Here is a 23,506-nt window from a genome sequence, read left to right on the forward strand (position 1 = left end):
CTCGATCGCCCAGCGCGTCAGCCACGTTCGGCGCGTCGTCTGCCGCCATCGCTGAACTGCGCAGGCGCGCGCAGCATCGCGTGCGTCGCCCTGATCGCCGTGGCGCCTTACAATTTCGCATTACCCAGCCTTCGGGCCCGTCAGGAGTCGTTCTTCAATGAAATTCCGCTTCGCCGCCGCTGCGGTGGCCACGTTTGCCTTTGGCCTGGTCTGCGCGCAGACCCCTGCGCCGCAGCCGACGCCTGCCGTTGCCGCTGCGCCGGCCGCCGTCCCGGTTCCGCCCGCGCCCGCGCCGGCCGTCTCCAAGTCCTGGATCCTGATGGACTACGCCACCGGGCAGGTGCTGGCCGGCGAGAACATCCACCAGCAACTGGCGCCGGCCTCGATCACCAAGGTGATGACCTCCTATGTGGTGGCCGCCGAGATCAAGAACGGCAAGGTCACCCGCGACGACCAGGTCATGATGAGCGAGCGCGCCTGGCGCGAAGGTGGCGCAGGCACCGATGGCAGCTATAGCGGCTTCCCGGTCAACCAGACCGCGCGTCTGGAAGACATGGAAAAGGGCATGGCGATCCAGTCCGGCAACGACGCGGCGATCGCGCTGGCCGAGCATGTGGCCGGCAGCGAAGAAGCGTTCGCCTCGCTGATGAACAGCTATGCCGCCAAGATCGGCATGAAGAACTCCTACTTCGTCAACGCGCATGGTCTGAGCGCCGAAGGCCACCATTCCACCGCCTACGATCTGGCCCTGCTGGGCCGCGCGATGGTGCGCGATTACCCGGAAACCTACGCCTACAACAAGATCAAGGAATTCCAGGTCGGCAGCATCAAGCAGAACAACCGCAATCTGCTGTTGTGGCGCGACCCGGCGGTGGATGGCATCAAGACCGGCCACACCTCCGAAGCCGGCTACTGCCTGCTGAGCTCGGCCAAGCGCGGCGACCAGCGCCTGGTCGCGGTGGTGATGGGCGATTCGTCCGAGCGCCAGCGCGCCGACGACAGCCTGGCCCTGCTCAACTGGGGCTTCCGCTTCTTCGAGACCCACAGCCTGTATGCACCGGGCAAGGTCGTGACCAAGCAGAAAGTCTGGAAGGGCGCGCAGGACGAAGTGCAGCTCGGCGTGGCCCAGCCATTGCTGGTCAGCCTGCAGCGCGGCCGCTACAACGATCTCAGGCCCAGCATGGAGGTGGCCAAGAACCTGCAGGCGCCCATCAAGAAGGGCCAGCAGGTCGGCACTGTCAATGTCAGCCTGGACGGCAAGATCATCGCCCAGGCCCCGCTGGTCGCCATCAACGCGGTCGAGGAGGGCGGATTCTTCAAGCGCCTCTGGGATGCGTTCTGGATGTGGTGGGAATCGGAGTGATCCAAAGAAAAAGCCGGCGAACGCCGGCTTTTTCTTTGCGGGGATTGGGGATTGGAGATTCGGGATTGGCAAAGGCGAGAGCAGCAGCGAAGCACCAGCAGCCCGCTCTTGCGACTCCCCAATCCCGACTCCCCAATCCCATCCCTCAAAGCATCCGGCTGATCGTGAAACTCCCATACACCGGCGTCTCGCGCTGGGTCTCGAATTCGCGGGTGCGGTGGTAGCGGGCGAGGGCGAACTTCCAGCGGCCGTACATGATGGCCAGGCCGTAACCGACATCGCCCACGAACGGACGCTTGTCCACACTGTGGCTGTTGCGGAAGGTGTTGCCGTCCAGGGTGATGTCGCGGATCACCCAGCGTGCGTCGGTGGTCACGAACAGATGCCCCGACCAGCCACTGGCACGGCCCAGGCGGCTGGGTGCGGTGTTCTCGCCGGCCGGGCGGGTGGGGGTGCTGCCGAAGTCATCGGGCAGTTTCCAGCCAAAACGTGCTTCGCCACCGGCGTTCAGGTGCGTGGCCATATTGCCCACCGCGCCGCCCCAGTGAGAGATGAAATCCCACCCGAAGCCATCGGCATTGCCGCTGGCATCGGCAGGCCAGCGGCGCATGCGCTCGTGGACCAGGTTGATCAGTGGCTCATTGTGCAACTGGTTGTCCCAGCCCTGGAATTTTTCGTCGCCCAATGCGTCGTGGATCGCATCCTGGGCCTCCTGCGCAAAGGCCCAGGGGCCCACGACGCCGACCTGCAACTGGGTGGTTCGCAAGTACGCATCGTTGCGCGCGTTGTAGCCAAAACTTGCCAGCAGAATGCCTGCGTAGGGGCGGTCGTCCGGGATCACGTCGTGACGGGTGAAATCGGTGGGGGTGAAGATCGCCTGGCCGATCGAAAACACCATGTTCTGCTGATCGAACTCGCCCGGATGCAGGCGTTCCAGGTAGCTGTTCACCCAGAGCGCGGTGCGCGGCAGGCAGGGGTCGTCGGTGTAGTCCACCAGGTTGGGCGACACCAGGGTCAGTACCGCGCCGTTGGAATAGCCCTGGTCCTGGTCCTCCCCACCGAACAGGTCGTTATCGACACGGAAATTCACCGCCGGCGGCGTACGCCCCAGCCGGCTCGAGTCGCATTGATCCGCGGCCAGGGCGGGCATCGACAATCCGGTGAGAGAAAGCAGCAGGGCAGCAGACAACGCGCGCGATCGGAGCATGGAGGGCCTGGGGAGTAAAGGTGGGCTAGGTTCAGCAAAGGTGCCTTCCACTACCGCTGCACCGCGTGAATTTCGTGCGGCGATGACGTCTTGTCTGTCGAGTTCGATTGCAGGATTGGCGCGCTATTGCATGGGTGTGTCCGGCTGAGTGACGTAGTCACCTGGTCGGCCCATGCCTCAGGTTCGCTGTGATGCGTGGCAGATACCCGCAGCGACCTCCAGTGGACTTGGGTTTGCTCTCCACCGGCCCGATAATGGGACGATGGACATCAGCACCGACACCCCCGATCACGGCTTCCAGTTCCCAGGCACCTTCGAGCTCAGCGCCATGGGCGCGGCTGATCGTGGCCTGGAAACCGAGCTTCCGCGTCTGCTCGCCGCCACCGGCGTGGAGTTGATGCAGGAAGGCGTCAGCTGGAAACACTCGTCCAGCGGCAAGTATGTCTCGGTCAAGATCGGCTTCCGCGCCGAGAGCCGGGAGCAGTTCGACGCCGCGCACCAGGCGCTGCGCGACCATCCGGAAGTGAAGTGGACGCTGTAGCGGTCGAGCCGGTCATGGCTCCGGTTGCCATCCCGCCGGCGAAGTTGCGCGACCTGGGCCAGCAGGACTACACCGCGGTGTGGCGTGCAATGCAGCGTTTCACCGACACGCGCGCTAAGCACACGGCCGACGAGGTGTGGGTGGTCGAGCACGCGCCGGTGTTCACCCTGGGCCAGGCCGGCAAGCCTGAGCACGTGCTGGCGCCGGGCGAGATTCCGGTGTTGCAGGTCGATCGCGGCGGGCAGGTGACCTATCACGGCCCTGGCCAGTTGGTGGTCTATCCGCTGCTGGACCTGCGCCGGCTCAAGATCGGCGTGCGCGATTACGTGTGCAAGATCGAGCAGGCGCTGATCGACACGCTGGACGAGTGGAACATCGTGGCCGAGCGCCGCGACGGCGCGCCCGGCGTCTATGTGGGCGCGGCCAAGATCGCCGCACTCGGTATCCGGGTGCGCCGTGGCTGCACCTTCCACGGGTTGTCGTTCAACGTGGCGATGGATCTGGAGCCATTCCACCGTATCAACCCCTGTGGCTACCAGGGTCTGCAGGTGACCTCGGTGCTAGACTTGGGCGGCCCCTCCGGGATAGACGCGGTGAAGGCGGTGCTGCTCGAGCAACTGGCGCGCCAGTTCGGCCTCGTGCTGCAGCCCGTTTCCGCATTGCCCGACCTTTCGCTTCCGGCCTGAGCGCCCGTACTGTCATGACCCAGCCTATCGCCCGTTCCATCCCCTTGCAGGTCGTCTCCGGCGACACCGCGGCGCCTGCGCCGCTGCAGACCGGCGTCAAGCAGATCGGTGGCGACAAGATCAATCGTTCGCCGGTGCAGTTTGTCGATGCACCGGTACTGCGCAAGCCGTCGTGGATCCGCGTGCGGATTCCGTCCGGCAACGCGGTGCAGACCCTCAAGGCCAAGCTGCGCGAAAACCGCCTGGTCACCGTCTGCGAAGAAGCCAGCTGCCCGAACATCCACGAGTGCTTCAGCCACGGCACCGCCACCTTCATGATCCTGGGCGAGGTGTGCACGCGGCGCTGCTCGTTCTGCGATGTGGCACATGGCCGGCCCAAGCCGCCGGATGCCGGCGAGCCGGCCAGTCTGGCCACCACCGTGGCCGACATGGGCCTGAAATACGTGGTGGTGACCAGCGTGGACCGCGACGATCTACGCGACGGCGGTGCGCAGCACTTCGTGGAGTGCATCTCCGCCATCCGCGCCAGTTCGCCCAACACCCGCATCGAGATCCTGACACCGGATTTCCGTGGCAAGGGCCGCATGGATCGCGCGCTGGAGATCCTGGCGCTCAGCCCGCCGGACGTGTTCAACCACAACATCGAAACGGTGCCGGACCTGTACCCGAACGTCCGCCCCGGTGCGGATTACCAGTGGTCGCTGACCCTGCTGCAGCGCTTCAAGGCGCAGCATCCGACCATCGCCACCAAGTCCGGCATCATGCTGGGGCTGGGCGAAACCATGGAGCAGGTGCAGGCCACCTTGCGTGATCTGCGCGCACACGATGTGGACATGATCACGATTGGCCAGTATCTGCAGCCGACGCCGCACCACCACCCGGTGATGCGCTACTGGACACCGGAGGACTACAAGGCGCTGGAGGAGTACGGCAATGCGCTGGGCTTCAGCCACGTCGCATCGGGTCCGATGGTGCGCTCGTCGTACCATGCCGACCGGCAGGCCGCAGGCGCCGGCGTCGCCGCCTGAGCGGCGGTACCGGTGGCTGGCATGTGATTACCGTCGCGTGCTGCTGGTCGGCTCGGCCAGCAGCAGCGCTGGATGTGCGATCGCGCATTGACGGCCGTGATGCTGTTTTCAACGTTGCTGGCTCGCCCGATTCGGCCCTGTGCACCGCACGGGGCCGTTTTGCATTCGGCGGCGGCGCCCAACTGAGCGAGGTACGGTCTCGTTCACAATCTGCTACATGCCGGGCGCTAGGCTGATTCAGCCAGCGGATGACAACGCCAGCAACTTTCGGCACTGTCATGCTGTCCGATCCGATCACCGCCGTTCTTTTGTCGGCCCCGTGCCGAGAGCCATTCGATGACCTACAACGTTTCTGCGTCCATGAAGGCCGGCCTGCTGGCGCTGGTGTTGACCACTCCGATGGCATTGCTCGCACGCGCCGATACCGCGCTGCCGGCGGCCGCCACGCCTGAGCAGGCGACCGCGACCAAACTCGTCTATGGCCTGCTGTCCGATAGTCGCTATGCGTATCGGCCGCGCACGTTGGACGAGGCGATGGCCAAGGATGTCTTCAAGCGGTATCTGGAAGCGCTCGATGGCGGCAAGCAATTCTTCACCCAGGCGGATATCGACGGTTTTGCGCCGCTGCAGGCCGGTGTGGGCGACGCGTTGCGCGGTGGCAATCTGGAACCGGCGTTCCAGGTCTTTGCGGTGTACCGCAAGCGTGTCGACCAACGGGTCAAGTACGCGCGCGACCTGCTCAAGCAGGACTTCGATTTCAACGGCAGCGACAAGTTCGAGTACGACCGCAAGGACGTGCCCTGGGCATCGGATGACAAGCAGCTGGATGTGCTGTGGCGGCAGTCGGTGATGAACGACTGGCTGCGTCTGAAGCTGGCCGGCAAGAAGCCCGACGACATCCGCAAGACGCTGGACAAGCGTTATGCCGCGCTCGCCGACTCGGTCAAGCAGCTCAAGGGCGAGGATGTGTTCCAGTTCTTCGTCAACGCCTACACCAACGCGGTTGACCCGCACACCGACTATTTCACCCCGCGCACCGCCGAGACGTTCAATCAGCAGATGTCGCTGTCGCTGGAAGGCATTGGCGCGCAGCTGCAGAAGCAGGACGATATGGTGGTGATCCGCGAGGTGATCCCGGGAGGTCCTGCGGCGGTGGACGGCACGCTCAAGCCGGGCGATCGCATCGTCGGTGTGGGCCAGGCCAAGAACGGGGCGATCGAGGACGTGATCGGCTGGCGCATCGACGACGTGGTGGCCAAGATCCGTGGCAGCAAGGACACCCAGGTGCGCCTGGAATACATCCCGGCCGAGTCGGGCATCGACGGCAAGCACCGCACGGTCACGCTGACCCGGCAAAAGGTGCGCCTGGCCGAGCAGGCCGCCAAGGGAGAAACCATCAAACTGCCGGCCCAGGGCGGTCAGCCGGAACGCCGCATCGGCATCATCAAGCTGCCGGGCTTCTACCAGGATTTCGAGGGGCGTCGTCGCAATGCGACCGATTACGCATCTGCAACGCGCGACGTTGCCAAGTTGCTGGCAGGCTTCAAGACCGACAAGGTCGACGGCGTGGTGCTGGACCTGCGCAACAACGGTGGCGGCTCGCTGGACGAGGCGATCGAACTGACCGGCCTGTTCATCGAACAGGGCCCGGTGGTGCAGGTGCGCGAATCCGGTGGCCGGGTCACCGTCAATGGCGACAGCAATCCCAAGGTTGCCTGGGATGGCCCGCTGGGCGTGCTGATCAATCGCGGTTCGGCATCGGCATCGGAGATCTTTGCCGGCGCCATCCAGGATTACGGCCGTGGCCTGGTGATCGGCGAAACCAGCTTTGGCAAAGGCACGGTGCAGAACATCGTGGACCTGGACCGGTGGCCGGCCGCCGAAGGCCAGCGCTACGGGCAGGTCAAGCTGACCATTGCGCAGTTCTTCCGCGTCAGCGGTTCGAGCACCCAGCACAAGGGCGTGGTACCGGATATCGCCTTCCCGGCCAGCGTCGATGCCACCGAATTCGGCGAGAGCACCTACGACAACGCGCTGCCGTGGACGCGCATCGCTGCCGCGCCGCACACCCAGTACGGCAACTTCGCACCGCTGCTGCCCAAGCTGCAGACGCTGCACACCGCGCGCATCGCCACCGACAAGGAGTTCCAGTGGTGGGAAGAGGACGTCAAGCAGTTCCGCGAAGAGAAGGCCAAGAAGTACATTTCCTTGAACGAGGCCGAGCGCCTGGCCGAGCGCCAGAAGCAGGACCAGCAGCGCAAGGATCGGCAGCAGATTCGCAAGCAGCTCGGCTTGCCGCTGGATCCGCTTGCCGACGACACCGATGATGGCCTGACCGGCAGCGAACGCGATATCGTCAAGGACACCGCGCGTGAGAAGGCGGCAGAAAAGCGTCCGGACCCGTTGTTGCACGAGTCGGCCGCCATCCTGGCCGATGCGTTGGGCCTGCTGTCGCAGGACCAACCGCTTTCGGCGCAAGTGCTGCCGCAGTCCACGGCCCCGGGGCGCTGGGCAGACTGATCACCGCTGCGCATCCGATCCACGAACGCCACCGCTTGCCGGTGGCGTTTTCGTTTGTGTGCGGCATCCGCTGTCAGCGAGATCTCAGGCCAGCGCCTGCCAGCAGGCCTGCAGGCCGAGCAGCAGCAAGGTGCCGAAAAATACCTGGCGGAACAGATCGGCAGAGATGCGGCGACGCACCCGCGTGCCAGCCCATACGCCCGCTGCGGTAGGTACCAGCGCCAACAGCGATGGCAGGCCGGCCGAGAGCGGCACCCCGCCATGCCAGACCAGCGCGATGGCCAGGGCGAGCGTTGCCGTGCCGAAGCACGCCGCCAGTGCGCGGATCAACAGCTCACGCGGCAGGCCCAACGCAGACAGATAGGGCACCACCGGAATCACCAGGACACCGGTGGCGCCGTTGAGCAGGCCACCGACCAGTCCGGTCAGCGGGCTGGCCCAGCGTTCGTGGCGTGGCGGCAGCGTCCACTGCCGGCGCGCAAGCCCGAGCAGGGCGTAGACCACCAGCAGCACGCCGAGCGCGGCGCGCAGGACGCGCGGGTTGCCGCCGATCATCACCCCGGCGCTCAGCCAGGTGCCCGCCACCACGAGGGCCAATACCGGCCACAGACGCCGCAACAGCGCTGCCGGCGCCGGCCCCCAGGCCTGCTGCAGATTCGTCACCAGCGAAGGCAACACCAGCAGTGCGGCGGCCTGGCTGGGCGGCAGCCATAGCCCGAGCAGCCCCATCGCCACCGTCGGCAGCCCCATGCCGGCCACGCCCTTGACGCCGCCGGCCAGCAGGAAGACCGCTGCAACCAGCAGCCACTGCGAAACATGTCCACTCATGGGCGCCAGGATCCGGGTGGCGATGCTGAGCCGGCAAGCTGTCTTTGTTTGAGGCAGACTTCGGCTACGCCGAAGGCTGGGAGTGCACATGCAGGTAGAGTTCGTCGATCTGCGGATTTTTGTTGCGGTAGCCGACACCGGCAGCATCACGGCTGGCGCCGACCGCGTGGCGCTGTCGCTGGCGGCCGCCAGTGCGCGCATCCGCGCGCTGGAGTTGCAGGTCGGGGCGGCGCTGTTCGAGCGTGGCCGGCGCGGGGTGACGCTCACCGCGGCCGGCCAGGTGTTGCTGCGACACGCACGGGTGCTGGCGCGGCAGGAGCAGGCGATGCGCAGCGAACTTGGCGACTATGGCATCGGCGGCCAGGTCACGCTGCGACTGGCCGCCAACACCGCCGCACTCTCGGAATGGCTACCCGAATGCGTGGCGGATTTCTTGCTGGCGCATCCGCGGGTGGATCTGACCCTGGCCGAGTGGGGGAGCGAGGAGGCGGCCGACGCGGTGCGCGATGAACGTGCCGACCTGGCTGTGGTGGCGGGGCATGCGGATTTCACCGGCCTGCAGCGGCGCCCGTTCCGGCAGGATCGCCTGGTGGTGGCGATGGCCGCCAGCCATTCGCTGGCCGCTGCGGGCGGCGTGCGCCTGACCGATATCGCACAGATGCAGTTGCTGGCATTGTCGGCCGACAACGCCTTGCAGCGTCACCTGCGCACGCACCTGGCCAGGGCCGGCGTGCACCTGCGCATCCGCGCGCGCGTGCCCGGCATCGAAACACTGTGCCGCATGCTGGCGCGCGGTGTGGGTGTGGCCATCGTGCCGCACGCGGCGCTGGCGTGCTCCAGCGTCAGGCAGCAGTTGGCGGCGGTGCCGCTGGACGAAACCTGGGCGCGGCGCGAGCTGTCCATCGTCTGGCGCGACACGCCATCGGCGATCCTGCAGACCTTGCTGGAATGGCTGCAGGCCAGCGCGGCACAGGCTGGCATCCAGGTGGTTTGAGCGGCCGGCACATCGCCGCGTGGCTGCCGGGCGTGGCCGCTGCGCGGGCTTTCAATGTCCTAACGCTGCAACCATTGATTCAAGCGCGCCTTCCCCACCGACATGACGCTTGCTTGAGATGTTTGTGAGCCGCTTCGAGCGGCCGCAACACCCACAAGATCGGATCCCGTAGCCGCTGGCAGGCGTGTCATTGCGTCATTGCCGGCGCGATGAGTGCTTGCGCGTTTGGCTGTCAGCGCGGCCAGTCGAACTCGGCCAGCACCGGATAATGATCGGACGGCAGGATGCCGCCGGGGCGGTCCTCCAGGGTGGTGAAGCGGGTAGGCGTCAGGCCGCGGAACAGAATCCAGTCGATGCGCCGGGTCGGGCGGGTGCTGAAATCCTGGAAGGTGTTTTCCGGACCGTTGCGCTTGGGTGCGTGGGTGCGTGCATCGCCCAGCACGGCGGTGAGCGTGGGGTAGGTACGCTTGTCCGGATCGCTGTTGAAATCGCCGGTCAGCACCACCGGACTATCCGCAGACAGCTTCGCAATACGCGACAGGATCAATCGGGCGCCTTGCTCGCGGGCCTGCTCATCCTGATCGCGGTGCGGCAGATGCGTGTTGAACAGGTAGAACCGGCGCTTGTCGCTGCGACGTTCAAACAGTGCCCAGGTGACCATGCGTGGCAGGTCCGTTCCCCAGCTGCCGCTGCCGGGGATGTCGGGTGTTTCGGATAGCCAGAAGTCGCCCAATTCGACCACCGTCAGCACGCGGCTGTCATAGAACACGCCCATGTGCTCACCGCCACCGTCGGCACTGCGTCCCTTGCCGAACCAGCGATAGGTCGGCAAGTGCGTTGCAAGATACCGCGCCTGCTCCTGTGTACCAGCTCCTGGGTGCCGACGACATTCGGATGCGCCTGACGGATCAACGCGACCATGGCATCGCGACGCGCCTGCCAACGTTTGTCGCCGTCGGTATCGACCGGCACGCGCACGTTGAACGACATCACCCGCAGCGGCGCGCTCGGCGTTGCCGCCAGTGCGGGCAGGGCGATGCACAGCGCTGCAACGGTGGCGAGAAGGCGGCGCAGCAGCACCTGCGCGATCGGACGTGGCATGCAGGCGAACTCCCTGGAAACAAGAGCACCGAGTCTAGCCAGCAACGATGACCACTGCGTCACGACAGTGATGATGTATGCAGACATCCTCGCCTGCTTGACGCCGCCGCGCATCGGCGTAGCATTTGCACCAAGCCAGCGGACAGACCGCTGGTTACCCACCAACCGTGAGGGATTCTCATGGCAGTGCAGTACGATTATCTCGTGTTTATCGGGCGTTTCGAGCCCTTTCATAACGGCCACGCCGCCGTCGCCCGCCATGCGTTGGGCAAGGCGAGCAAGCTCATTGTGTTGATCGGTTCGGCCGACACGCCACGCACCATTCGCAATCCCTGGACCGTCGCAGAACGCGCGGTGATGATCGAGTCCGCGTTGCCGGGCGAGAACGCGCGACTGATCCTGCGTCCATTGCGCGATCATCTCTATAACGAAAGCCTGTGGATCGCCGAGGTGCAGCGCCAGGTTGCCGAAGCGGTGCAGGCCGATGGCGGCGCGCCCGATGCGCGGGTCGGCCTGATCGGCATGGACAAGGATGCCAGCAGTTATTACCTGCGCGAGTTTCCGCAGTGGCCGCTGGAAGATGTGCAACACACCGCCACCCTGTCGGCCACCGAACTGCGTCGCTATCTGTTCGAGGCGGGCGACATCGGTTTCCATGGCGGGCTGTTGATGCTGCGCGGCAATGTGCCGGCGCCAGTCTACGACATGCTTGAAGCGTTCCGGCGCAATTCGCCCAGTTATGCGCAGCTGGTGGCCGAATACCGTTTCATCGAGCACTACCGCGCTGCCTGGAAGGATGCGCCGTATGCGCCCACCTTCGTGACCACCGATGCGGTGGTGGTGCACTCGGGCCACGTGCTGCTGGTGCGCCGCCGTGCCGAGCCGGGCAAGGGCCTGTGGGCATTGCCGGGCGGTTTCGTTGCGCAGGACGAGGGGCTGCTGGACAGCTGCCTGCGCGAGCTGCGCGAAGAAACCCGGCTCAAGCTGCCGGTGCCGGTGCTCAAGGGCTCGTTGCGTGCCCGCCAGGTGTTCGACCATCCCGACCGCAGCCTGCGCGGGCGCACCATCACCCATGCCTTCCACTTCGAATTTCCGGCCGGCGAGCTGCCTGTCGTGCGCGGTGGCGACGATGCCGACAAGGCGCGCTGGATTCCGATCGCCGAGGTCATGGCGATGGGCCCGCGTCTGTACGAAGACCACCTGCATATCCTTGAATTCTTCCTGGGCCGTGGTTGAAGGCAGCGGCATGCGCCTGCGTGCCGGCACCGATCGGTGTTGTCCGCATGACATGTGTTTTTGCTTGCAGCACAGCCTCCCGCCGGCGGACAGACTGCCGGTTTTCCCGACGCGAAGGAGCTTCCGTCATGCATTACCTCGATAACCTGCTGCTCAACACCGATAGCTACAAGGCCAGCCACTGGCTGCAATATCCGCCTGGTACCGACGCCTCGTTCTTCTATGTCGAATCGCGCGGCGGCGTGTACGACCAGACCGTGTTCTTCGGCCTGCAGTCGATTCTGAAGGAAGCCATCAACCGGCCGGTCACGCACGCCGATATCGACGATGCGAAGGCATTGCTGGCCGCGCATGGCGAGCCGTTCAACGAGGCCGGCTGGCGCGATATCGTCGACCGTCTCGGTGGCCAGTTGCCGATCCGCATCCGTGCGGTGCCCGAAGGTACGGTGGTGCCCACGCACAATGTGCTGATGACGATCGAGTCCACCGACGCCCGGGCGTTCTGGGTGCCGTCGTATCTGGAAACCCTGTTGCTGCGCGTGTGGTATCCGGTGACGGTGGCCACGGTGAGCTGGCAGGTGAAGCAGATCGTGCGCGATTACCTGGAGCGCACCAGCGACGATCCGGAAGGGCAGTTGCCGTTCAAGCTGCACGACTTCGGCGCGCGCGGCGTGTCCAGCCCGGGCTCGGCGGCCCTCGGTGGCGCCGCGCATCTGGTGAACTTTCTCGGCACCGATACCTTGTCGGCGTTGCTGCTGGCACGCGCGCACTACCACACACCAGTGGCGGGCTTTTCGATTCCCGCCGCCGAGCACAGCACCATCACCAGCTGGGGTCGCGAGCGCGAGGTGGATGCGTATCGCAACATGCTCACCCAATTCGCACGGCCCGGTTCCATCGTGGCGGTGGTCTCGGACAGCTACGACATCTACCGCGCCATTGCCGAGCATTGGGGCACCACCTTGCGCGAGGAGATCGTCGCCTCCGGCGCGACGGTGGTGATCCGCCCCGATTCCGGCGACCCGGTGGATGTGGTGGAACAATGCCTGCTGCTGCTGGACGAAGCCTTCGGTCATCAGGCCAACGGCAAGGGCTACAAGGTGCTCAACCACGTACGCGTGATCCAGGGCGATGGCATCAACCCGCAGTCGCTGCGCGCGATTCTGGAGCGGATCACCGCAGCCGGTTATGCCGCCGACAACGTCGCCTTCGGCATGGGCGGTGCCTTGCTGCAGAAGGTGGACCGCGATACCCAGAAATTCGCGCTCAAGTGCTCGGCGGTGCGTGTGGACGGGCAGTGGATCGATGTCTACAAGGATCCGATCACCGACCAGGGCAAGCAGAGCAAGCGCGGTCGGTTGACCCTGCTGCGCGACCGTCGCGATGGCAGCTACCGCAGTGCGTTGCTGGACGAGGTGATTGCCAGCGCCGACAGCGAGGACGCGCTGGTGACGGTGTGGGAGAACGGGGCGATGCAGCAGGAGTGGACGCTGGAGCAGGTGCGTGCGCGCGCCGACGCGGCGCGCCGCTGACCGGCGGCACGCAGGCATGGTCATGCCCGCTTCCATCGACGACGCACCGCTGGCGGCCGCCTCGCCGCTGTTGACGCAGCTGCGCGCGGCAGTACCCAGCCTGCACCGGCGTGTGCCGCTGCAGGACGAAGGCAATCGCTGGCATCGCTTGCGTATCGGCCAACGCAGCTATCGGATGGCGTTGCCGGTCACCTTCACCCCGTATGCGTCGGTGCGCCCCTGCTCGGCACGCTGCGGGTTCTGCTCGGAAAACCTGCGCCAGCACGGTGGTAGCCTGACGGCGTCCATGCTGCGGCCGGGTCCGGCGTATTTCGATCAGCTGCGTGCCGCCTTGCAGGTGCTGCACGCAGTGCCGTTGTCGTATTCGTTGTCGGGTCTGGAGATGACCGACGATGCGCACTGGCTGCAGACCCTGCTGCAGACCTTGTCGCAGACACCGGATGGCCCGCAGGTCGAGCAGCGCGTGCTCTACAGCAACGGGGCGGGCCTGGCGCGTGCGCAAGGCGGGCGCCTGCTGGATGCGCTGAGCCAGTTCGGCGTGTCGTGGATCGAACTGTCGCGCCACCACCCGTTGCAGGCGCGCAACGATGCCATCATGCGGTTTCGGGCGGACGAGCCCATCGCCGATGCGGCCACCTTCGTGCGTACCGCGCGCAGCATTGCCGAGCGCCTGCCGGTGCGGCTGGTCTGCATCGTGCAACGCGATGGCATCTGCCGTGCCGAAGACGTGGCGCACTACATCGCGTGGGCACGCCGCTGCGGCGCCAGCCAGGTCATCTTCCGCGAGTTGTCGCGGCTGGATGAGGCATATCGCAGCAACGGCACCTGGCGCTATATCGAACAGCAGCGCATCGGCGTGGAGCCGTTGCTGGCCGACTGCACGCAGCAGCCGTGGTGGGCGCAGTGGCAGCTCGATGGCATGACCGAAGGGTATTACTTCTGGAATGTGCGCCTGCGTGGGGACGACGGCTTGCAGGTGGTCTTTGGAAGTGCCGATTACGCGGCCCTGCATGCGCGTCATGCCACCGGCGACATCTACAAGCTGGTGTTCTTCGCCAATGGCCGCCTGTGCGCCGGCTGGGACCCGGATGCAGACGTGCTATGGGAGCCGGCCGATGGATGAGTTCGATCGGCGTAGCTGGTGGACACCGAGCGCCGACGATGCCGCCTGGGCGTTGCCCGAGGATCTGCGTGCCAGCGATCCGCTGTATGGCCGCGACTGTGGCTGGGTCAATCAGATGCGCCCGTTCGTGCGCCACTTCAGCTTGCCGGGCGAGCAGGTGTTCGACCCGTTCTGCGGCTTCGGTACCACCTTGCTCGCCGCGGCGCTCGAAGGTCGCAGCGCGCACGGCATGGAAATCGATGCCGCGCGGGCGCAGGTGGCGCGCACACGGCTGCAGCGGCATGGGGTGGATGCGCCGGTCGTGCTCGGCAGCCTGATGCAGACGACACCCGCAGCGGCGATTGATCTGTGCCTGACCAACGTGCCGTATTTCGGTTGCCAGTGGCAGGGTGAAGCGCAGGCAGGCCAGCTGTACGCCAGTGCCGATTACGCCGGCTATCTTGCCGGCATGCGCGGGGTGTTCCATGCGCTGCGACGGCGGCTGCGCCCAGACGCATTCGGCGTAGTGATGGCGGAAAACATCTGTCTTGGCGGGCGACTGTTTCCGCAGGCCTGGGACCTCGGCCGGATCCTGGGCAGCCTGTTTACGCTGCACGAAGAGCGGGTGCTGTGCTACCAGTGCGCAGCCGGTGGTATCGCGCATGCACGCACCGACAGCAACCGCAGCCACGAATACGCGCTGATCTTCCAGCACTGCCGGGCGCAGCTGGACCTGGCGCAGGCCGCACAGTTGCTGCAGGCCGTCCAGGCGCTGGGAGTGCCGGTGCGGGTGCATGGCAGCTACGCACGCTGGCTGCAGTCGCCCATCCTGGTGCCAGACGGGCCGGACGACCTGGACCTGATGCTGCGCGCCGAGCAGCCGTTATGGGACCGGATGACCGCCTGGCTGCAGGCACAGGGATTCAGTTTGAGCCTGTGGGGCGAGCCATGCCGGGCACCGGTGCCGTTGGCGGCGGTCCGCACGCATCACTACCTGCGCGCCGAACGCATCGGTGCCGAGGGCAGCCGCCTGCAGGTAGACCTGCAACTGCCAGCGGATGAACCGCCGATGCCCTGAGCAGGCGAGGCGACACCGCGCGCACATGGGTTGCGGCTATGCTTTGGCCGGTTTTGGATGATGGAATCTTCCCATGTCTCGTACTTCCCCGATCGCGCATGGCGCACTGCTTGGCGCGCTGGCAACCCTGGCCGGCTGCGGTGGCAGCAAGGGCGACACGATGCTGATGCGTGAGTCGTTCAATTCCGACGACACCTACTCGCGCAGCGTGGCGGCCAGCTCGCCACAGGCCTGCGAAGCGGCTCGGCGCGTGCTGTTGAGCCAGGGCTACGCCGTCACCCGTGCCGATGCGGCGGCGGTGGAGGGCAGCAAGAACTTCCAGTTGAAGGAAGCCGACCAGAGCGAGCAACTCAACTTGCGCATCTCCTGCGCCACTCAGGATGGCGGCAAGGCGCAGGTGTTCGTCAGTGCGCTGCAGGACCGGTATGCGCTGAAGAAGAGTTCGACCTCGGCCAGCGTCGGTGTGGGGGTGCTGGGGTCGTTGTCGCTGCCGGTGGGCAGCAGCGGCGATTCGCTGGTGCGCGTGTCCAGTACTACGGTGCAGGATGCGGCCTTCTACAAGCGCTTCTTCGAACGGCTGAATTCCTATCTGCCCAACGTGACCGAAGCGGTGCCTGCCGCCGCAAGTGCAGCACCGGCACCGCTCCCTGCGCATGCGGCGGCACCAGCGCCGGCGCCGGCAGCGGTTGTTCCGGCCACCTCGACGGCGAGCGCAACGCCTGCGCCTGTACCCGCTGCCACAGCAGCTCCTACGACCGTGGCACAGCCGCCGGTGGCACCGTTGCCGGTCGAGGCGCAGGATCCACCGCCGGCCCCGGCCAAGGTGCCGCAAACCGAGCCCGGCACGCAGCCGTGACGGGCTTTTTCACGCTGCGCTCCAAAGTCTGAATAGCCGGTTGCGCGCTTCACGTTGTGTTCTCGACGCAGCGGCCAGAGTGCGCCCATGGCTCGCCGAGCGGGCGAGAAACGTGGAGACCAACGATGAAAATGCGCACCTCCCTGCTGGGTATGTCCCTGATCGGCCTGATGGCCACGAGCACCTTCGCGCAGGCTCAGAACTATTCGCATCAGCAGCGCTATTCGGAAGCAGACGAAGGCCGTCGCTTCAACGATGGCACCCGCGTCCGCTGCCGTAATGTCGAAGTGCAGAAGAACTCGACCGACCCGAATCGCATTGGCGGCACGCTGGCCGGCGCTGCAATCGGTGGATTGCTGGGTAACCAGGTCGGCGGCGGTAACGGCAAGAAGCTGGCGACTGTGGCCGGTGCAGTGGCTGGCGGTGCAGCAGGCCGCACCATCCAGGGCAATCGTCAGCAGACCAACGGCAACCGGCAGGTCGAGCGCGTCTGCGAACGTCGCTGAGCCTGATGCGGTGAATCCGCAAAGCCCCGGCCATGCCGGGGCTTTTGTGTTGTAGTCAAGAAGAAAACGCCGTCAAGCCCCCCCGTTGTGCGAATAAGCAACCTTCAGCTGCCGTGCCGTCAGCGTGCATCGCTCCCCATCTGCGTGGCCACGCGGCATAGCGTGCGTCCCCGTTTGGCGACACGGTGCTGTGCCGCGGTGCTGGTCGCTGCGCAGCTGCTGCAGGCAGCGACTGCGCAGCCCGGCGATGCCGCAAGCGCAGCCAGCGCCGACTGCGTGCAGGCGCTGTTGCAACGTCTGGGCTGGACCATTCGCGAGGCAGCGGTCGACGCTCCGGTCATTGCCCGCGGCGCACCCTGCACGCGGGAATCGCTGGCGCAGGCGCACGCGGCCGGCGACCTGCAGGCAACCTTGCCGGCAGCCTGGGGCACGCCGCAACGCAGCGCCGCACTGAAGGCGCTGCTGGATGATCCGGCCACGCACTGCGCCTATGGGTTCGAGGTCGGGGCCGCGACACGGCGCGCAGTGACCCAACTGCAGAACAATCCGAATTACCGCTTTTCGGCAGTGCAGCTGGGCTGGATCGGCTTTGGCTGGCACGGCGCGGCGGCGCAGGGCTGGAGCGGGTTTCGCAGCTTCGGCCGCGGTTATCAGCCGCACGGCAGCAATGCGCAGGCACTGGATGCGTTCTACCGCGGCCATGTGCGCTCCGAATGCGGGGTGGGGCGACAGGTGGCCCAGCTCGCCACCCAGCGTGAGTTGTATGGCGATGCCGGATTCGACCAGGTGTTCACGCCCGGCGAGTTGTCGATCGGCACCTTCCTGACCCTGCACGACACCGACAGCATTCTGCTTGGCGCGCACGCCGGCAGGTTGTTCGCTGATGGCAAGGCGACCAAAACCGCGCAGCTGGGGCGGCAGGCCTTTGTGGGTGCGCCGGGTTTCATCGCGCACGTGTTCGACAAGGCCTATCTGGACGATATCCATAACCAGGCCGAAAACTTCGTGGTGGTCGATGTCGGCGATGCGGCGGCGCAGGCACTGGCCCGGCATGGCGGCTTTGCGCATTACGACGCACTCAACCGGCGGATCTGGGAGTTGTCCAAGTCGCTGCGCGGGCCGGGTAAGCGACGCTTCGAACGCTTGCTGTACGAGCGCGACGCCTCGCTGCGCGCCAGCCTGGATCCGCGGCAGCAGGCGCAGCTGCAGCAGTTGCAGACGCTGCTGGACGATCCGTTCTACCAGGGCTTTCTGGTGTACGTGCATCCCAAGGGCATCAAGCCGATCGGCTATCACGTGGCGCGGTTGCTGGACCGCAACCCGCGCACGCCCTACGCCATCGACCTGACGCTGCACAATCTGCATACCACCTTGTACTGGCGCTGGATCGACTGGCAGCTGCAACAGTGCGCCACCAGCACCGCCACGGAACAATCCATTGAGAATTCCGCCACGCCGACGTACGCCGGGCGTGGCACCCTGCACTGATCAGAGCATGAGGAGTGGTTATGGAACTGGGTATGGTGGGTTTGGGCCGCATGGGCGCCAACATGGCCGAGCGTCTGGTGCACGGCGGGCACCGCGTGCATGGCTACGATCTGGGCGCGAGCGCGCGCAGCAGTGCGCAGGCCAAGGGGATCGTGACCGCCGATGCGCTGGAAGCGCTGGTCTCCGCGTTGCCGAGCCCGCGCGTGGTCTGGCTGATGGTGCCGGCTGGCAAGATCGTCGATGACACCCTGGCGCAGTTGCTGCCGTTGCTGCAGGCCGGCGACATCGTCATCGATGGCGGCAACTCGTACTACAAGGATTCGCAGCGTCGCGCCGCGCAGATGCAGGCCAGCGGCGTCGCCTTCGTCGACTGCGGCACCAGCGGCGGGGTGTGGGGGCTGAAGGAGGGCTACAGCCTGATGGTGGGCGGTGAGGAAGCGGCAGTGACCACGCTGCACCCCATCCTTGCCACGCTGGCACCGGCACCGGACAAGGGTTGGGGGCGAGTAGGCCCCAGTGGCGCCGGCCACTTCACCAAGATGGTCCACAACGGCATCGAGTACGGAATGATGCAGGCCTATGCCGAAGGCTTCGCGTTGATGCAGCACAAGACCGACTTTGCGCTGGATCTGCACCAGGTATCGGAGATCTGGCGCGACGGCAGCGTGGTGCGTTCGTGGCTGCTGGATCTCACCGCCGATGCGCTGCGCCATAATCCGGCGATGGATGGCATCGCGCCGTTCGTGGCCGATTCGGGCGAAGGCCGCTGGACGGTGGCCGAGGCGATCGATCTGGAAGTGTCGGCGCCGATCATCACGCTGTCGTTGATGGAACGGCTGCGCTCGCGCGACAAGGATTCGTTTACCGACAAGCTGCTGGCAGCGATGCGCAACCAGTTCGGCGGGCATGCGGTGATGACCACCACGGCCGCCTCCCCGACGATCGGCAGCAAGGACGCCTAAGCGGTCTTCGGTGACTGCGCCTGTGGCAAGGCGCGGTCGTGGCTGAGCATGCCGATGGTTGCAATAGTGTCTAGCGGCGCGACCGCGCGTCAAGGCGTAGCCAAGGCCGCTGGCTGGAGATCGCTGTTTTCAGCTGCGAATCCAGCCCTCCGATTGAATGCCCGCAGCGATGGCGTCAGCTGCCAACAGAGGGAACACGCACGATGCTCGGTCGGCAGACAGGCGGAGCCAGGCAGCGTGCCTTGAATACACACGCTGTCGGCATCGAACGGTGGACGTCGAACGCGAGTGCGACGACGCCAACAGCCGATGTCTTGCACGCAGCTAGCTGCGCGCCGTCAACGCGCGCAGCCGGTTGCGTCTGCGTCAGGGCGCATGCCCTCCAGCCACTGCACCTGGCCGGTTGCTGCGCTGCGCTGGGCCAGCTCCAGCAGATGCATGAGTTGCACCGCGTCGTCAGCGGAGACCGGTGCCGGACCGGTGCCGGCCAGCGCGTCGCGGAAGGCGGCGTAACACTGGCGATAGTCGCCGGGCAGGTTTTCGGGCTGATGGATGTGCACGCGGCCCTCCTCGTCCACGCGCGTCAGCGTGCCCGGTAGCGGGTCCACGCCCCAGCCGACCGTGCCAGGGCGACGCCCGGCGCGCAGCTGATCTTCCTGCGTATCCAGCCCATGCTTGAGGTAGCTGCCACGCGTGCCATGCACCGCAAAACGCAGGCGGTTGTCGGCCACCAGCGAACCGGCGTGCAGGATCGCCCGTCGCCGCGGGTAGTGCAGGGTGACGTGGAAGTAATCGTCGCTGCGCGCCTGGCTGCGCTGGCGCTGCAGGTCTGCGCCGATCGCCTGCGGCGTACCGAACAGTTGCAAGGCCTGGTCGAGCAGATGCGGGCCCAGGTCGTACCACAGGCCGGCGCCGGGGCTGTCGCTCTCGCGCCAGCGGTCGCGCACCTGCGGGCGATAGCGATCGAAGTGCGAATGGAATTCCACCACCTCGCCCAGCCGGCCTTCGTCGATCAGGCGGCGCAAGGTCAGAAAGTCCGCGTCCCAGCGGCGGTTCTGGAACACGCTGACGATGCATCCGGCGGCTGCGGCGGCGTCTGCTACGGTGCGTGCCTGCGCGGCATCCAGCGCAAAGGGCTTGTCCACCAGGACGTGCTTGCCGGCCGCCAGCGCCTGCAACGCGAACGGCGCATGGGTCTGGTTGGGCGTGGCCAGCACCACCGCATCGAGTGCGGGGTCGGCCAGCGCAGTGGCGAGGTCGGCGACGACATCGATGCCGGGAAAGTCCGCCTGCGCCTGTTGCGGCTTGGACGACACCACGCTATGCAACTGCATGCCGGGCGTGCTGGCGATCAGTGGTGCATGAAAGGTGTGGCCGACATAGCCATAGCCGACGACGGCCAGATTGAACTGTTTAGGCATTGAAAACGGTTCATCGCAACGACGGAAGGAGCCCGCATGGTATTGCACCTACCCGTATTCGCCGGGTTCACGGCGCCTGCATGCAGCGGTCACGTCTGCTCGACGAGCACTTCCGCAAGCTGCAGCCACGTTCAACAGGAGTGTCTCGGATGAAGAACATGAAGCATGCACGCAAGCTGCTGGCGCTGTCGTTGTCGTTGGGCCTGACCCTGGGCGCCACACAGGCATTTGCCGCGCCGCAGGACATGGGCGCGCACAAGGACCATGCCGCTGGCATGAACGAGTCCAAGAAGCCGGTCACCGACACCTGGATCACCACCAAGGTCAAGGCCGATCTGCTGGCGACCGATAATGTGTCCGGCACCGACGTCAAGGTCGAGACCAAGAACGGTATCGTGATGCTGACCGGTTCGGTCGCAACACAGGCCGAGCACGACAAGGCCGTGGCCGTGGCCAAGGGCATCGAAGGCGTTAAGAGCGTCAAGTCGACCGGTCTGAAGGTCGTTGCTGCGAAGAAGTAAGTCCATCCGGTGCGAATGCCGGGCCGGCCGAGGCGAGGCGGCTGGACTGGGCACAAGGCGCACTCTCCGGAGTGCGCCTTTTTTCGTCTGGCCCAGGTGGCCGGAGAACCGGCAGGCGGCGGAGCGCTCTCGCGGTTTTCACGTTTGCTGCACTTATGATGTGCCCATTCAGCAAAGTCACGGTCCTAACTGTTATTTGCTGAATCATTAATCTCGTTTGGGGCGCGATCGGAGACAATGCCGAGCCGACCTGGGCATTTGCAGCGAGCGGACACAGACCTGGTAATGCAGACAACGGCCCAAGCAGAGAAATGGGATCGCTGGCGACTGCCTTCATTGGCGGTGGCGGTGTGCCTGATCGTGGTGGTGCCGTCCTTGCTGCTGCAGCAGATGGCGCGCAATGCCAACCAGGCGGCGGTATGGGTATCGCATAGCCAGGAGGTGCAGGAGACTGCGCAGCGGCTGGAAGCGGCGATGCGCGACACCGAATCGGCCGCGCTGATGCGCTCGCACGGCGTGGAGCGGCCGCCGTTGCTGGAACGCATGCGCCGGGGCCGGCGCGAATCCATGGCAGCGGTGGCGCGGCTGATCGCGCTCACCGATGACAACCCGCCGCAGCTGCTGCGCGTCGGACGGATCCAGAGCACGATCGAGCGCCGGCTGCTGTTGGCCGAGCGGATCGCCGTGACCACCGAGCCGGAGCAGATCCGCGCGTTGATCATCGACATGACGGTGAACAACCCGATCCGCGTGCTGATCGACGACCTGCAAGGTGCCGAAGGCCGGTTGCTGGTGCTGCGCAACGCGCGCGCGGACACCGAGCGCATGCACTACACGATGCTGAGCTGGGCCGCGCTGGCGGTGCAGCTGCTGTTGCTGGCCACGGTGATCTGGTTGCTGCAACGGCAGATCCGGCGCCGGCTGGCGGCCGAGCAGGAATACCTGCGCGCCAACGGCCGTGCCAGCTCGGTGTTGCAGACCGTGCGCGAGCCCATCGTGCTGCTGGATGCCAGCCAGCGCATCGTCCTGCACAACCCCGCATTTGCCGAGCTGTACGGCCTGGAGGAACGCGGCAACGAATTGATGGCGCTGGAAGACGTGGGCGAGGGCGTGTGGCGCGACCAGCAGATTCACCAGCGCCTGGCCGACGTGTTGCTGCGCGGCCGCGAACTGTGGGATTTCGAGCACGAGCAACGCGCCGCCGACGGGGTGCTGCGCACCATGCTGATCAATGCGCGGCACATGCCGCTGCCGGACACCGCGGACGAAGACATGGTGCTGATGACGGTCAGCGACATCAGCCTGCAGAAGGCCTCGCAGTTGCGCATCACCGAGCTCAACCGGCAGATGGAGGGCAAGGTGGAGCAGGTGTCGGAGGTCAATCGCGAACTGGAGGCCTTCAGCTATTCGGTCTCGCACGACCTGCGCGCGCCGCTGCGCCATGTGGCCGGATTCTCGGACAAGCTGGCGCGGCATCTGGGCGATGCCGCCGACGAGAAGTCGCGTCATTACATGGAAGTGATCAGCAGCTCGGCGCGGCGCATGGCCTCGTTGATCGACGATCTGCTGGTGTATTCGCGCCTGGGCCGTGGTGCGCTGCGGCTGCAGGCGGTGGACATGCAATCGCTGGTCGCCGAGACGCGCGCGATCCTGGATTCCAGCGTCAAGAGCGAGAACACCGGCCACCGCGTGGAGTGGCAGATCGCGCCGCTTCCGGTGCTGGTGGCCGATGAGAACATGATGCGCCAGCTATGGATGAACCTGCTGGGTAACGCGGTCAAGTACAGCGCCAAGCGCGAGGTGGCCAGGATCGAGATCACCTATGTCCCGACGCCCGAGGGTGGTCACCGGTTCAGCGTGCGCGACAACGGCGCCGGCTTCGACATGGAGTACAGCGCCAAACTGTTCGGCGTGTTCCAGCGGCTGCACAAGGCCAGCGAGTACGCCGGCACCGGCATTGGCCTGGCCAGCGTGCGACGGGTGCTGACGCGTCACGGCGGCCGCATCTGGGCCGAAGGCGTCGTCGATGCAGGCGCCACGTTTTATTTCGAGCTTCCCCCTGCGCATGAGGCGCCCAACCAAGAGTTCACTGTATGAGTGCCATCCGTACCATTCTTCTGGCAGAAGACAGCCCGGCCGACGCGGAGATGGCGGTCGACGCCCTGCGCGACGCGCGCCTGGCCAACCCCATCGTGCATGTCGAGGACGGCGTGGAAGCCATGGACTACCTGCTGCGCCGTGGCGCCTACGCCCACCGTGAGGAAGGGCTGCCGGCGGTGCTGCTGCTGGACATCAAGATGCCGCGCCTGGACGGGCTGGAGGTGCTCAAGCAGGTGCGCAGCGATGAAACGCTCAAGCGCCTGCCAGTGGTGATCCTGTCGTCCTCGCGCGAGGAGAGCGACCTGGCGCGCAGCTGGGACCTGGGCGTCAACGCCTATGTGGTCAAGCCGGTGGATGTCGATCAGTTCTTCAACGCGGTCAAGACGCTCGGCACCTTCTGGGCAGTCATCAACCAGGCACCGGAGCTGGACTGAGC

At 65.9% G+C, this 23,506-nt stretch carries 20 protein-coding genes and 1 pseudogene; 17 read left to right on the forward strand and 4 right to left on the reverse strand.

Features of this window, described 5'->3' with window-relative positions; translation table 11 throughout:
* The first annotated feature begins 157 nt into the window (after nt 1-157).
* Complete coding sequence (locus XCSCFBP4642_RS0105605; RefSeq protein ID WP_029218935.1) at nt 158-1,363, forward strand: D-alanyl-D-alanine carboxypeptidase family protein; 1,206 nt, start codon at nt 158-160, stop codon at nt 1,361-1,363.
* Nucleotides 1,364-1,508: 145 nt separating this feature from the next.
* Here XCSCFBP4642_RS0105605 and XCSCFBP4642_RS0105610 read toward each other — a convergent pair whose 3' ends face one another.
* Nucleotides 1,509-2,570 (reverse strand): lipid A deacylase LpxR family protein, encoded by a 1,062-nt coding sequence (locus XCSCFBP4642_RS0105610; RefSeq protein WP_029218936.1) that lies wholly within the window; start codon nt 2,568-2,570, stop codon nt 1,509-1,511.
* Nucleotides 2,571-2,832: 262 nt separating this feature from the next.
* Here XCSCFBP4642_RS0105610 and XCSCFBP4642_RS0105615 point away from each other — a divergent pair, with 262 nt between their 5' ends.
* The 4 genes from XCSCFBP4642_RS0105615 to XCSCFBP4642_RS0105630 all read left to right on the forward strand — a co-directional run bounded on the left by XCSCFBP4642_RS0105615 (nt 2,833) and on the right by XCSCFBP4642_RS0105630 (nt 7,345).
* The gene (locus tag XCSCFBP4642_RS0105615; RefSeq protein WP_029218937.1) at nt 2,833-3,111 is read left to right on the forward strand and encodes a YbeD family protein; all 279 of its coding nucleotides are present in this window, start codon (nt 2,833-2,835) and stop codon (nt 3,109-3,111) included.
* Nucleotides 3,099-3,797 (forward strand): lipoyl(octanoyl) transferase LipB, encoded by a 699-nt coding sequence (lipB, locus tag XCSCFBP4642_RS0105620; RefSeq protein WP_029218938.1) that lies wholly within the window; start codon nt 3,099-3,101, stop codon nt 3,795-3,797. Before XCSCFBP4642_RS0105615 ends, lipB begins: the two co-directional genes overlap by 13 nt.
* Nucleotides 3,798-3,811: 14 nt before the next feature.
* Nucleotides 3,812-4,825, forward strand: a complete 1,014-nt coding sequence (gene lipA, locus XCSCFBP4642_RS0105625; protein ID WP_029218939.1) for a lipoyl synthase — start codon at nt 3,812-3,814, stop codon at nt 4,823-4,825.
* A 360-nt stretch (nt 4,826-5,185) separates the two neighbouring features.
* The gene (locus XCSCFBP4642_RS0105630; RefSeq protein ID WP_029218940.1) at nt 5,186-7,345 is read left to right on the forward strand and encodes a carboxy terminal-processing peptidase; all 2,160 of its coding nucleotides are present in this window, start codon (nt 5,186-5,188) and stop codon (nt 7,343-7,345) included.
* A gap of 84 nt (nt 7,346-7,429) precedes the next feature.
* On the opposite strand, the gene XCSCFBP4642_RS0105635 is transcribed toward XCSCFBP4642_RS0105630, so the two are convergent.
* Nucleotides 7,430-8,173: a sulfite exporter TauE/SafE family protein gene (locus tag XCSCFBP4642_RS0105635; protein WP_029218941.1), complete on the reverse strand. Its 744-nt coding sequence runs from the start codon at nt 8,171-8,173 to the stop codon at nt 7,430-7,432.
* An 88-nt stretch (nt 8,174-8,261) separates the two neighbouring features.
* Here XCSCFBP4642_RS0105635 and XCSCFBP4642_RS0105640 point away from each other — a divergent pair, with 88 nt between their 5' ends.
* The gene (locus XCSCFBP4642_RS0105640) at nt 8,262-9,167 is read left to right on the forward strand and encodes a LysR family transcriptional regulator (protein WP_033898055.1); all 906 of its coding nucleotides are present in this window, start codon (nt 8,262-8,264) and stop codon (nt 9,165-9,167) included.
* A 232-nt stretch (nt 9,168-9,399) separates the two neighbouring features.
* Here XCSCFBP4642_RS0105640 and XCSCFBP4642_RS24185 read toward each other — a convergent pair.
* A pseudogene (locus XCSCFBP4642_RS24185) lies at nt 9,400-10,268 on the reverse strand (endonuclease/exonuclease/phosphatase family protein).
* A gap of 180 nt (nt 10,269-10,448) precedes the next feature.
* Here XCSCFBP4642_RS24185 and XCSCFBP4642_RS0105650 point away from each other — a divergent pair.
* From XCSCFBP4642_RS0105650 to gnd, 8 genes are all read left to right on the forward strand, one after another.
* The gene (locus tag XCSCFBP4642_RS0105650) at nt 10,449-11,504 is read left to right on the forward strand and encodes a bifunctional nicotinamide-nucleotide adenylyltransferase/Nudix hydroxylase (RefSeq protein WP_029218943.1); all 1,056 of its coding nucleotides are present in this window, start codon (nt 10,449-10,451) and stop codon (nt 11,502-11,504) included.
* Nucleotides 11,505-11,632: 128 nt separating this feature from the next.
* Entirely contained in the window at nt 11,633-13,036 is a 1,404-nt protein-coding gene (locus XCSCFBP4642_RS0105655; protein ID WP_029218944.1) for a nicotinate phosphoribosyltransferase, read from the forward strand.
* A 22-nt stretch (nt 13,037-13,058) separates the two neighbouring features.
* Nucleotides 13,059-14,159: a hypothetical protein gene (locus XCSCFBP4642_RS0105660; RefSeq protein WP_029218945.1), complete on the forward strand. Its 1,101-nt coding sequence runs from the start codon at nt 13,059-13,061 to the stop codon at nt 14,157-14,159.
* A complete protein-coding gene (locus tag XCSCFBP4642_RS0105665; protein ID WP_029218946.1) occupies nt 14,152-15,216 on the forward strand; it encodes a DNA methyltransferase in 1,065 nt (354 codons plus the stop codon). Before XCSCFBP4642_RS0105660 ends, XCSCFBP4642_RS0105665 begins: the two co-directional genes overlap by 8 nt.
* A gap of 73 nt (nt 15,217-15,289) precedes the next feature.
* Nucleotides 15,290-16,072 carry a DUF2242 domain-containing protein gene (locus XCSCFBP4642_RS0105670; protein WP_029218947.1) on the forward strand — a complete coding sequence of 261 codons (783 nt, stop codon included), beginning with the start codon at nt 15,290-15,292 and terminating at the stop codon, nt 16,070-16,072.
* 125 nt (nt 16,073-16,197) lie between these two features.
* The gene (locus tag XCSCFBP4642_RS0105675) at nt 16,198-16,578 is read left to right on the forward strand and encodes a glycine zipper 2TM domain-containing protein (RefSeq protein WP_029218948.1); all 381 of its coding nucleotides are present in this window, start codon (nt 16,198-16,200) and stop codon (nt 16,576-16,578) included.
* Nucleotides 16,579-16,722: 144 nt separating this feature from the next.
* A complete protein-coding gene (locus tag XCSCFBP4642_RS0105680; RefSeq protein WP_029218949.1) occupies nt 16,723-18,066 on the forward strand; it encodes a hypothetical protein in 1,344 nt (447 codons plus the stop codon).
* 20 nt (nt 18,067-18,086) lie between these two features.
* Nucleotides 18,087-19,028 (forward strand): phosphogluconate dehydrogenase (NAD(+)-dependent, decarboxylating), encoded by a 942-nt coding sequence (gene gnd, locus XCSCFBP4642_RS0105685; protein WP_029218950.1) that lies wholly within the window; start codon nt 18,087-18,089, stop codon nt 19,026-19,028.
* A 338-nt stretch (nt 19,029-19,366) separates the two neighbouring features.
* Here the strand turns inward: gnd and XCSCFBP4642_RS0105690 are convergent, their stop codons facing one another.
* Nucleotides 19,367-20,449, reverse strand: coding sequence for an oxidoreductase (locus XCSCFBP4642_RS0105690; protein ID WP_029218951.1), 1,083 nt, complete (start codon nt 20,447-20,449; stop codon nt 19,367-19,369).
* Between the two features lie 149 nt (nt 20,450-20,598).
* Here XCSCFBP4642_RS0105690 and XCSCFBP4642_RS0105695 point away from each other — a divergent pair, with 149 nt between their 5' ends.
* From XCSCFBP4642_RS0105695 to XCSCFBP4642_RS0105705, 3 genes are all read left to right on the forward strand, one after another.
* Nucleotides 20,599-20,970, forward strand: a complete 372-nt coding sequence (locus XCSCFBP4642_RS0105695) for a BON domain-containing protein (protein WP_029218952.1) — start codon at nt 20,599-20,601, stop codon at nt 20,968-20,970.
* Nucleotides 20,971-21,255: 285 nt separating this feature from the next.
* A complete protein-coding gene (locus XCSCFBP4642_RS0105700) occupies nt 21,256-23,067 on the forward strand; it encodes a sensor histidine kinase (protein ID WP_029218953.1) in 1,812 nt (603 codons plus the stop codon).
* Nucleotides 23,064-23,504, forward strand: a complete 441-nt coding sequence (locus XCSCFBP4642_RS0105705) for a response regulator (protein ID WP_029218954.1) — start codon at nt 23,064-23,066, stop codon at nt 23,502-23,504. Before XCSCFBP4642_RS0105700 ends, XCSCFBP4642_RS0105705 begins: the two co-directional genes overlap by 4 nt.
* Nucleotides 23,505-23,506: the final 2 nt, after the last annotated feature.

Source organism: Xanthomonas cassavae CFBP 4642, assembly GCF_000454545.1.
Lineage (GTDB): Bacteria > Pseudomonadota > Gammaproteobacteria > Xanthomonadales > Xanthomonadaceae > Xanthomonas > Xanthomonas cassavae.

Bases quoted from the DNA above. Each gene is read 5' to 3' on its own strand.
- XCSCFBP4642_RS0105605 (WP_029218935.1), top strand. From the start codon at position 158: ATGAAATTCCGCTTCGCCGCCGCTGCGGTGGCCACGTTTGCCTTTGGC.
- XCSCFBP4642_RS0105610 (WP_029218936.1), bottom strand. From the start codon at position 2,570: ATGCTCCGATCGCGCGCGTTGTCTGCTGCCCTGCTGCTTTCTCTCACC.
- XCSCFBP4642_RS0105615 (WP_029218937.1), top strand. From the start codon at position 2,833: ATGGACATCAGCACCGACACCCCCGATCACGGCTTCCAGTTCCCAGGC.
- lipA (WP_029218939.1), top strand. From the start codon at position 3,812: ATGACCCAGCCTATCGCCCGTTCCATCCCCTTGCAGGTCGTCTCCGGC.
- XCSCFBP4642_RS0105630 (WP_029218940.1), top strand. From the start codon at position 5,186: ATGAAGGCCGGCCTGCTGGCGCTGGTGTTGACCACTCCGATGGCATTG.
- XCSCFBP4642_RS0105635 (WP_029218941.1), bottom strand. From the start codon at position 8,173: ATGAGTGGACATGTTTCGCAGTGGCTGCTGGTTGCAGCGGTCTTCCTG.
- XCSCFBP4642_RS0105640 (WP_033898055.1), top strand. From the start codon at position 8,262: ATGCAGGTAGAGTTCGTCGATCTGCGGATTTTTGTTGCGGTAGCCGAC.
- XCSCFBP4642_RS0105650 (WP_029218943.1), top strand. From the start codon at position 10,449: ATGGCAGTGCAGTACGATTATCTCGTGTTTATCGGGCGTTTCGAGCCC.
- XCSCFBP4642_RS0105655 (WP_029218944.1), top strand. From the start codon at position 11,633: ATGCATTACCTCGATAACCTGCTGCTCAACACCGATAGCTACAAGGCC.
- XCSCFBP4642_RS0105660 (WP_029218945.1), top strand. From the start codon at position 13,059: ATGCCCGCTTCCATCGACGACGCACCGCTGGCGGCCGCCTCGCCGCTG.
- XCSCFBP4642_RS0105665 (WP_029218946.1), top strand. From the start codon at position 14,152: ATGGATGAGTTCGATCGGCGTAGCTGGTGGACACCGAGCGCCGACGAT.
- XCSCFBP4642_RS0105670 (WP_029218947.1), top strand. From the start codon at position 15,290: ATGTCTCGTACTTCCCCGATCGCGCATGGCGCACTGCTTGGCGCGCTG.
- XCSCFBP4642_RS0105675 (WP_029218948.1), top strand. From the start codon at position 16,198: ATGAAAATGCGCACCTCCCTGCTGGGTATGTCCCTGATCGGCCTGATG.
- gnd (WP_029218950.1), top strand. From the start codon at position 18,087: ATGGAACTGGGTATGGTGGGTTTGGGCCGCATGGGCGCCAACATGGCC.
- XCSCFBP4642_RS0105690 (WP_029218951.1), bottom strand. From the start codon at position 20,449: ATGCCTAAACAGTTCAATCTGGCCGTCGTCGGCTATGGCTATGTCGGC.
- XCSCFBP4642_RS0105695 (WP_029218952.1), top strand. From the start codon at position 20,599: ATGAAGAACATGAAGCATGCACGCAAGCTGCTGGCGCTGTCGTTGTCG.
- XCSCFBP4642_RS0105700 (WP_029218953.1), top strand. From the start codon at position 21,256: ATGCAGACAACGGCCCAAGCAGAGAAATGGGATCGCTGGCGACTGCCT.
- XCSCFBP4642_RS0105705 (WP_029218954.1), top strand. From the start codon at position 23,064: ATGAGTGCCATCCGTACCATTCTTCTGGCAGAAGACAGCCCGGCCGAC.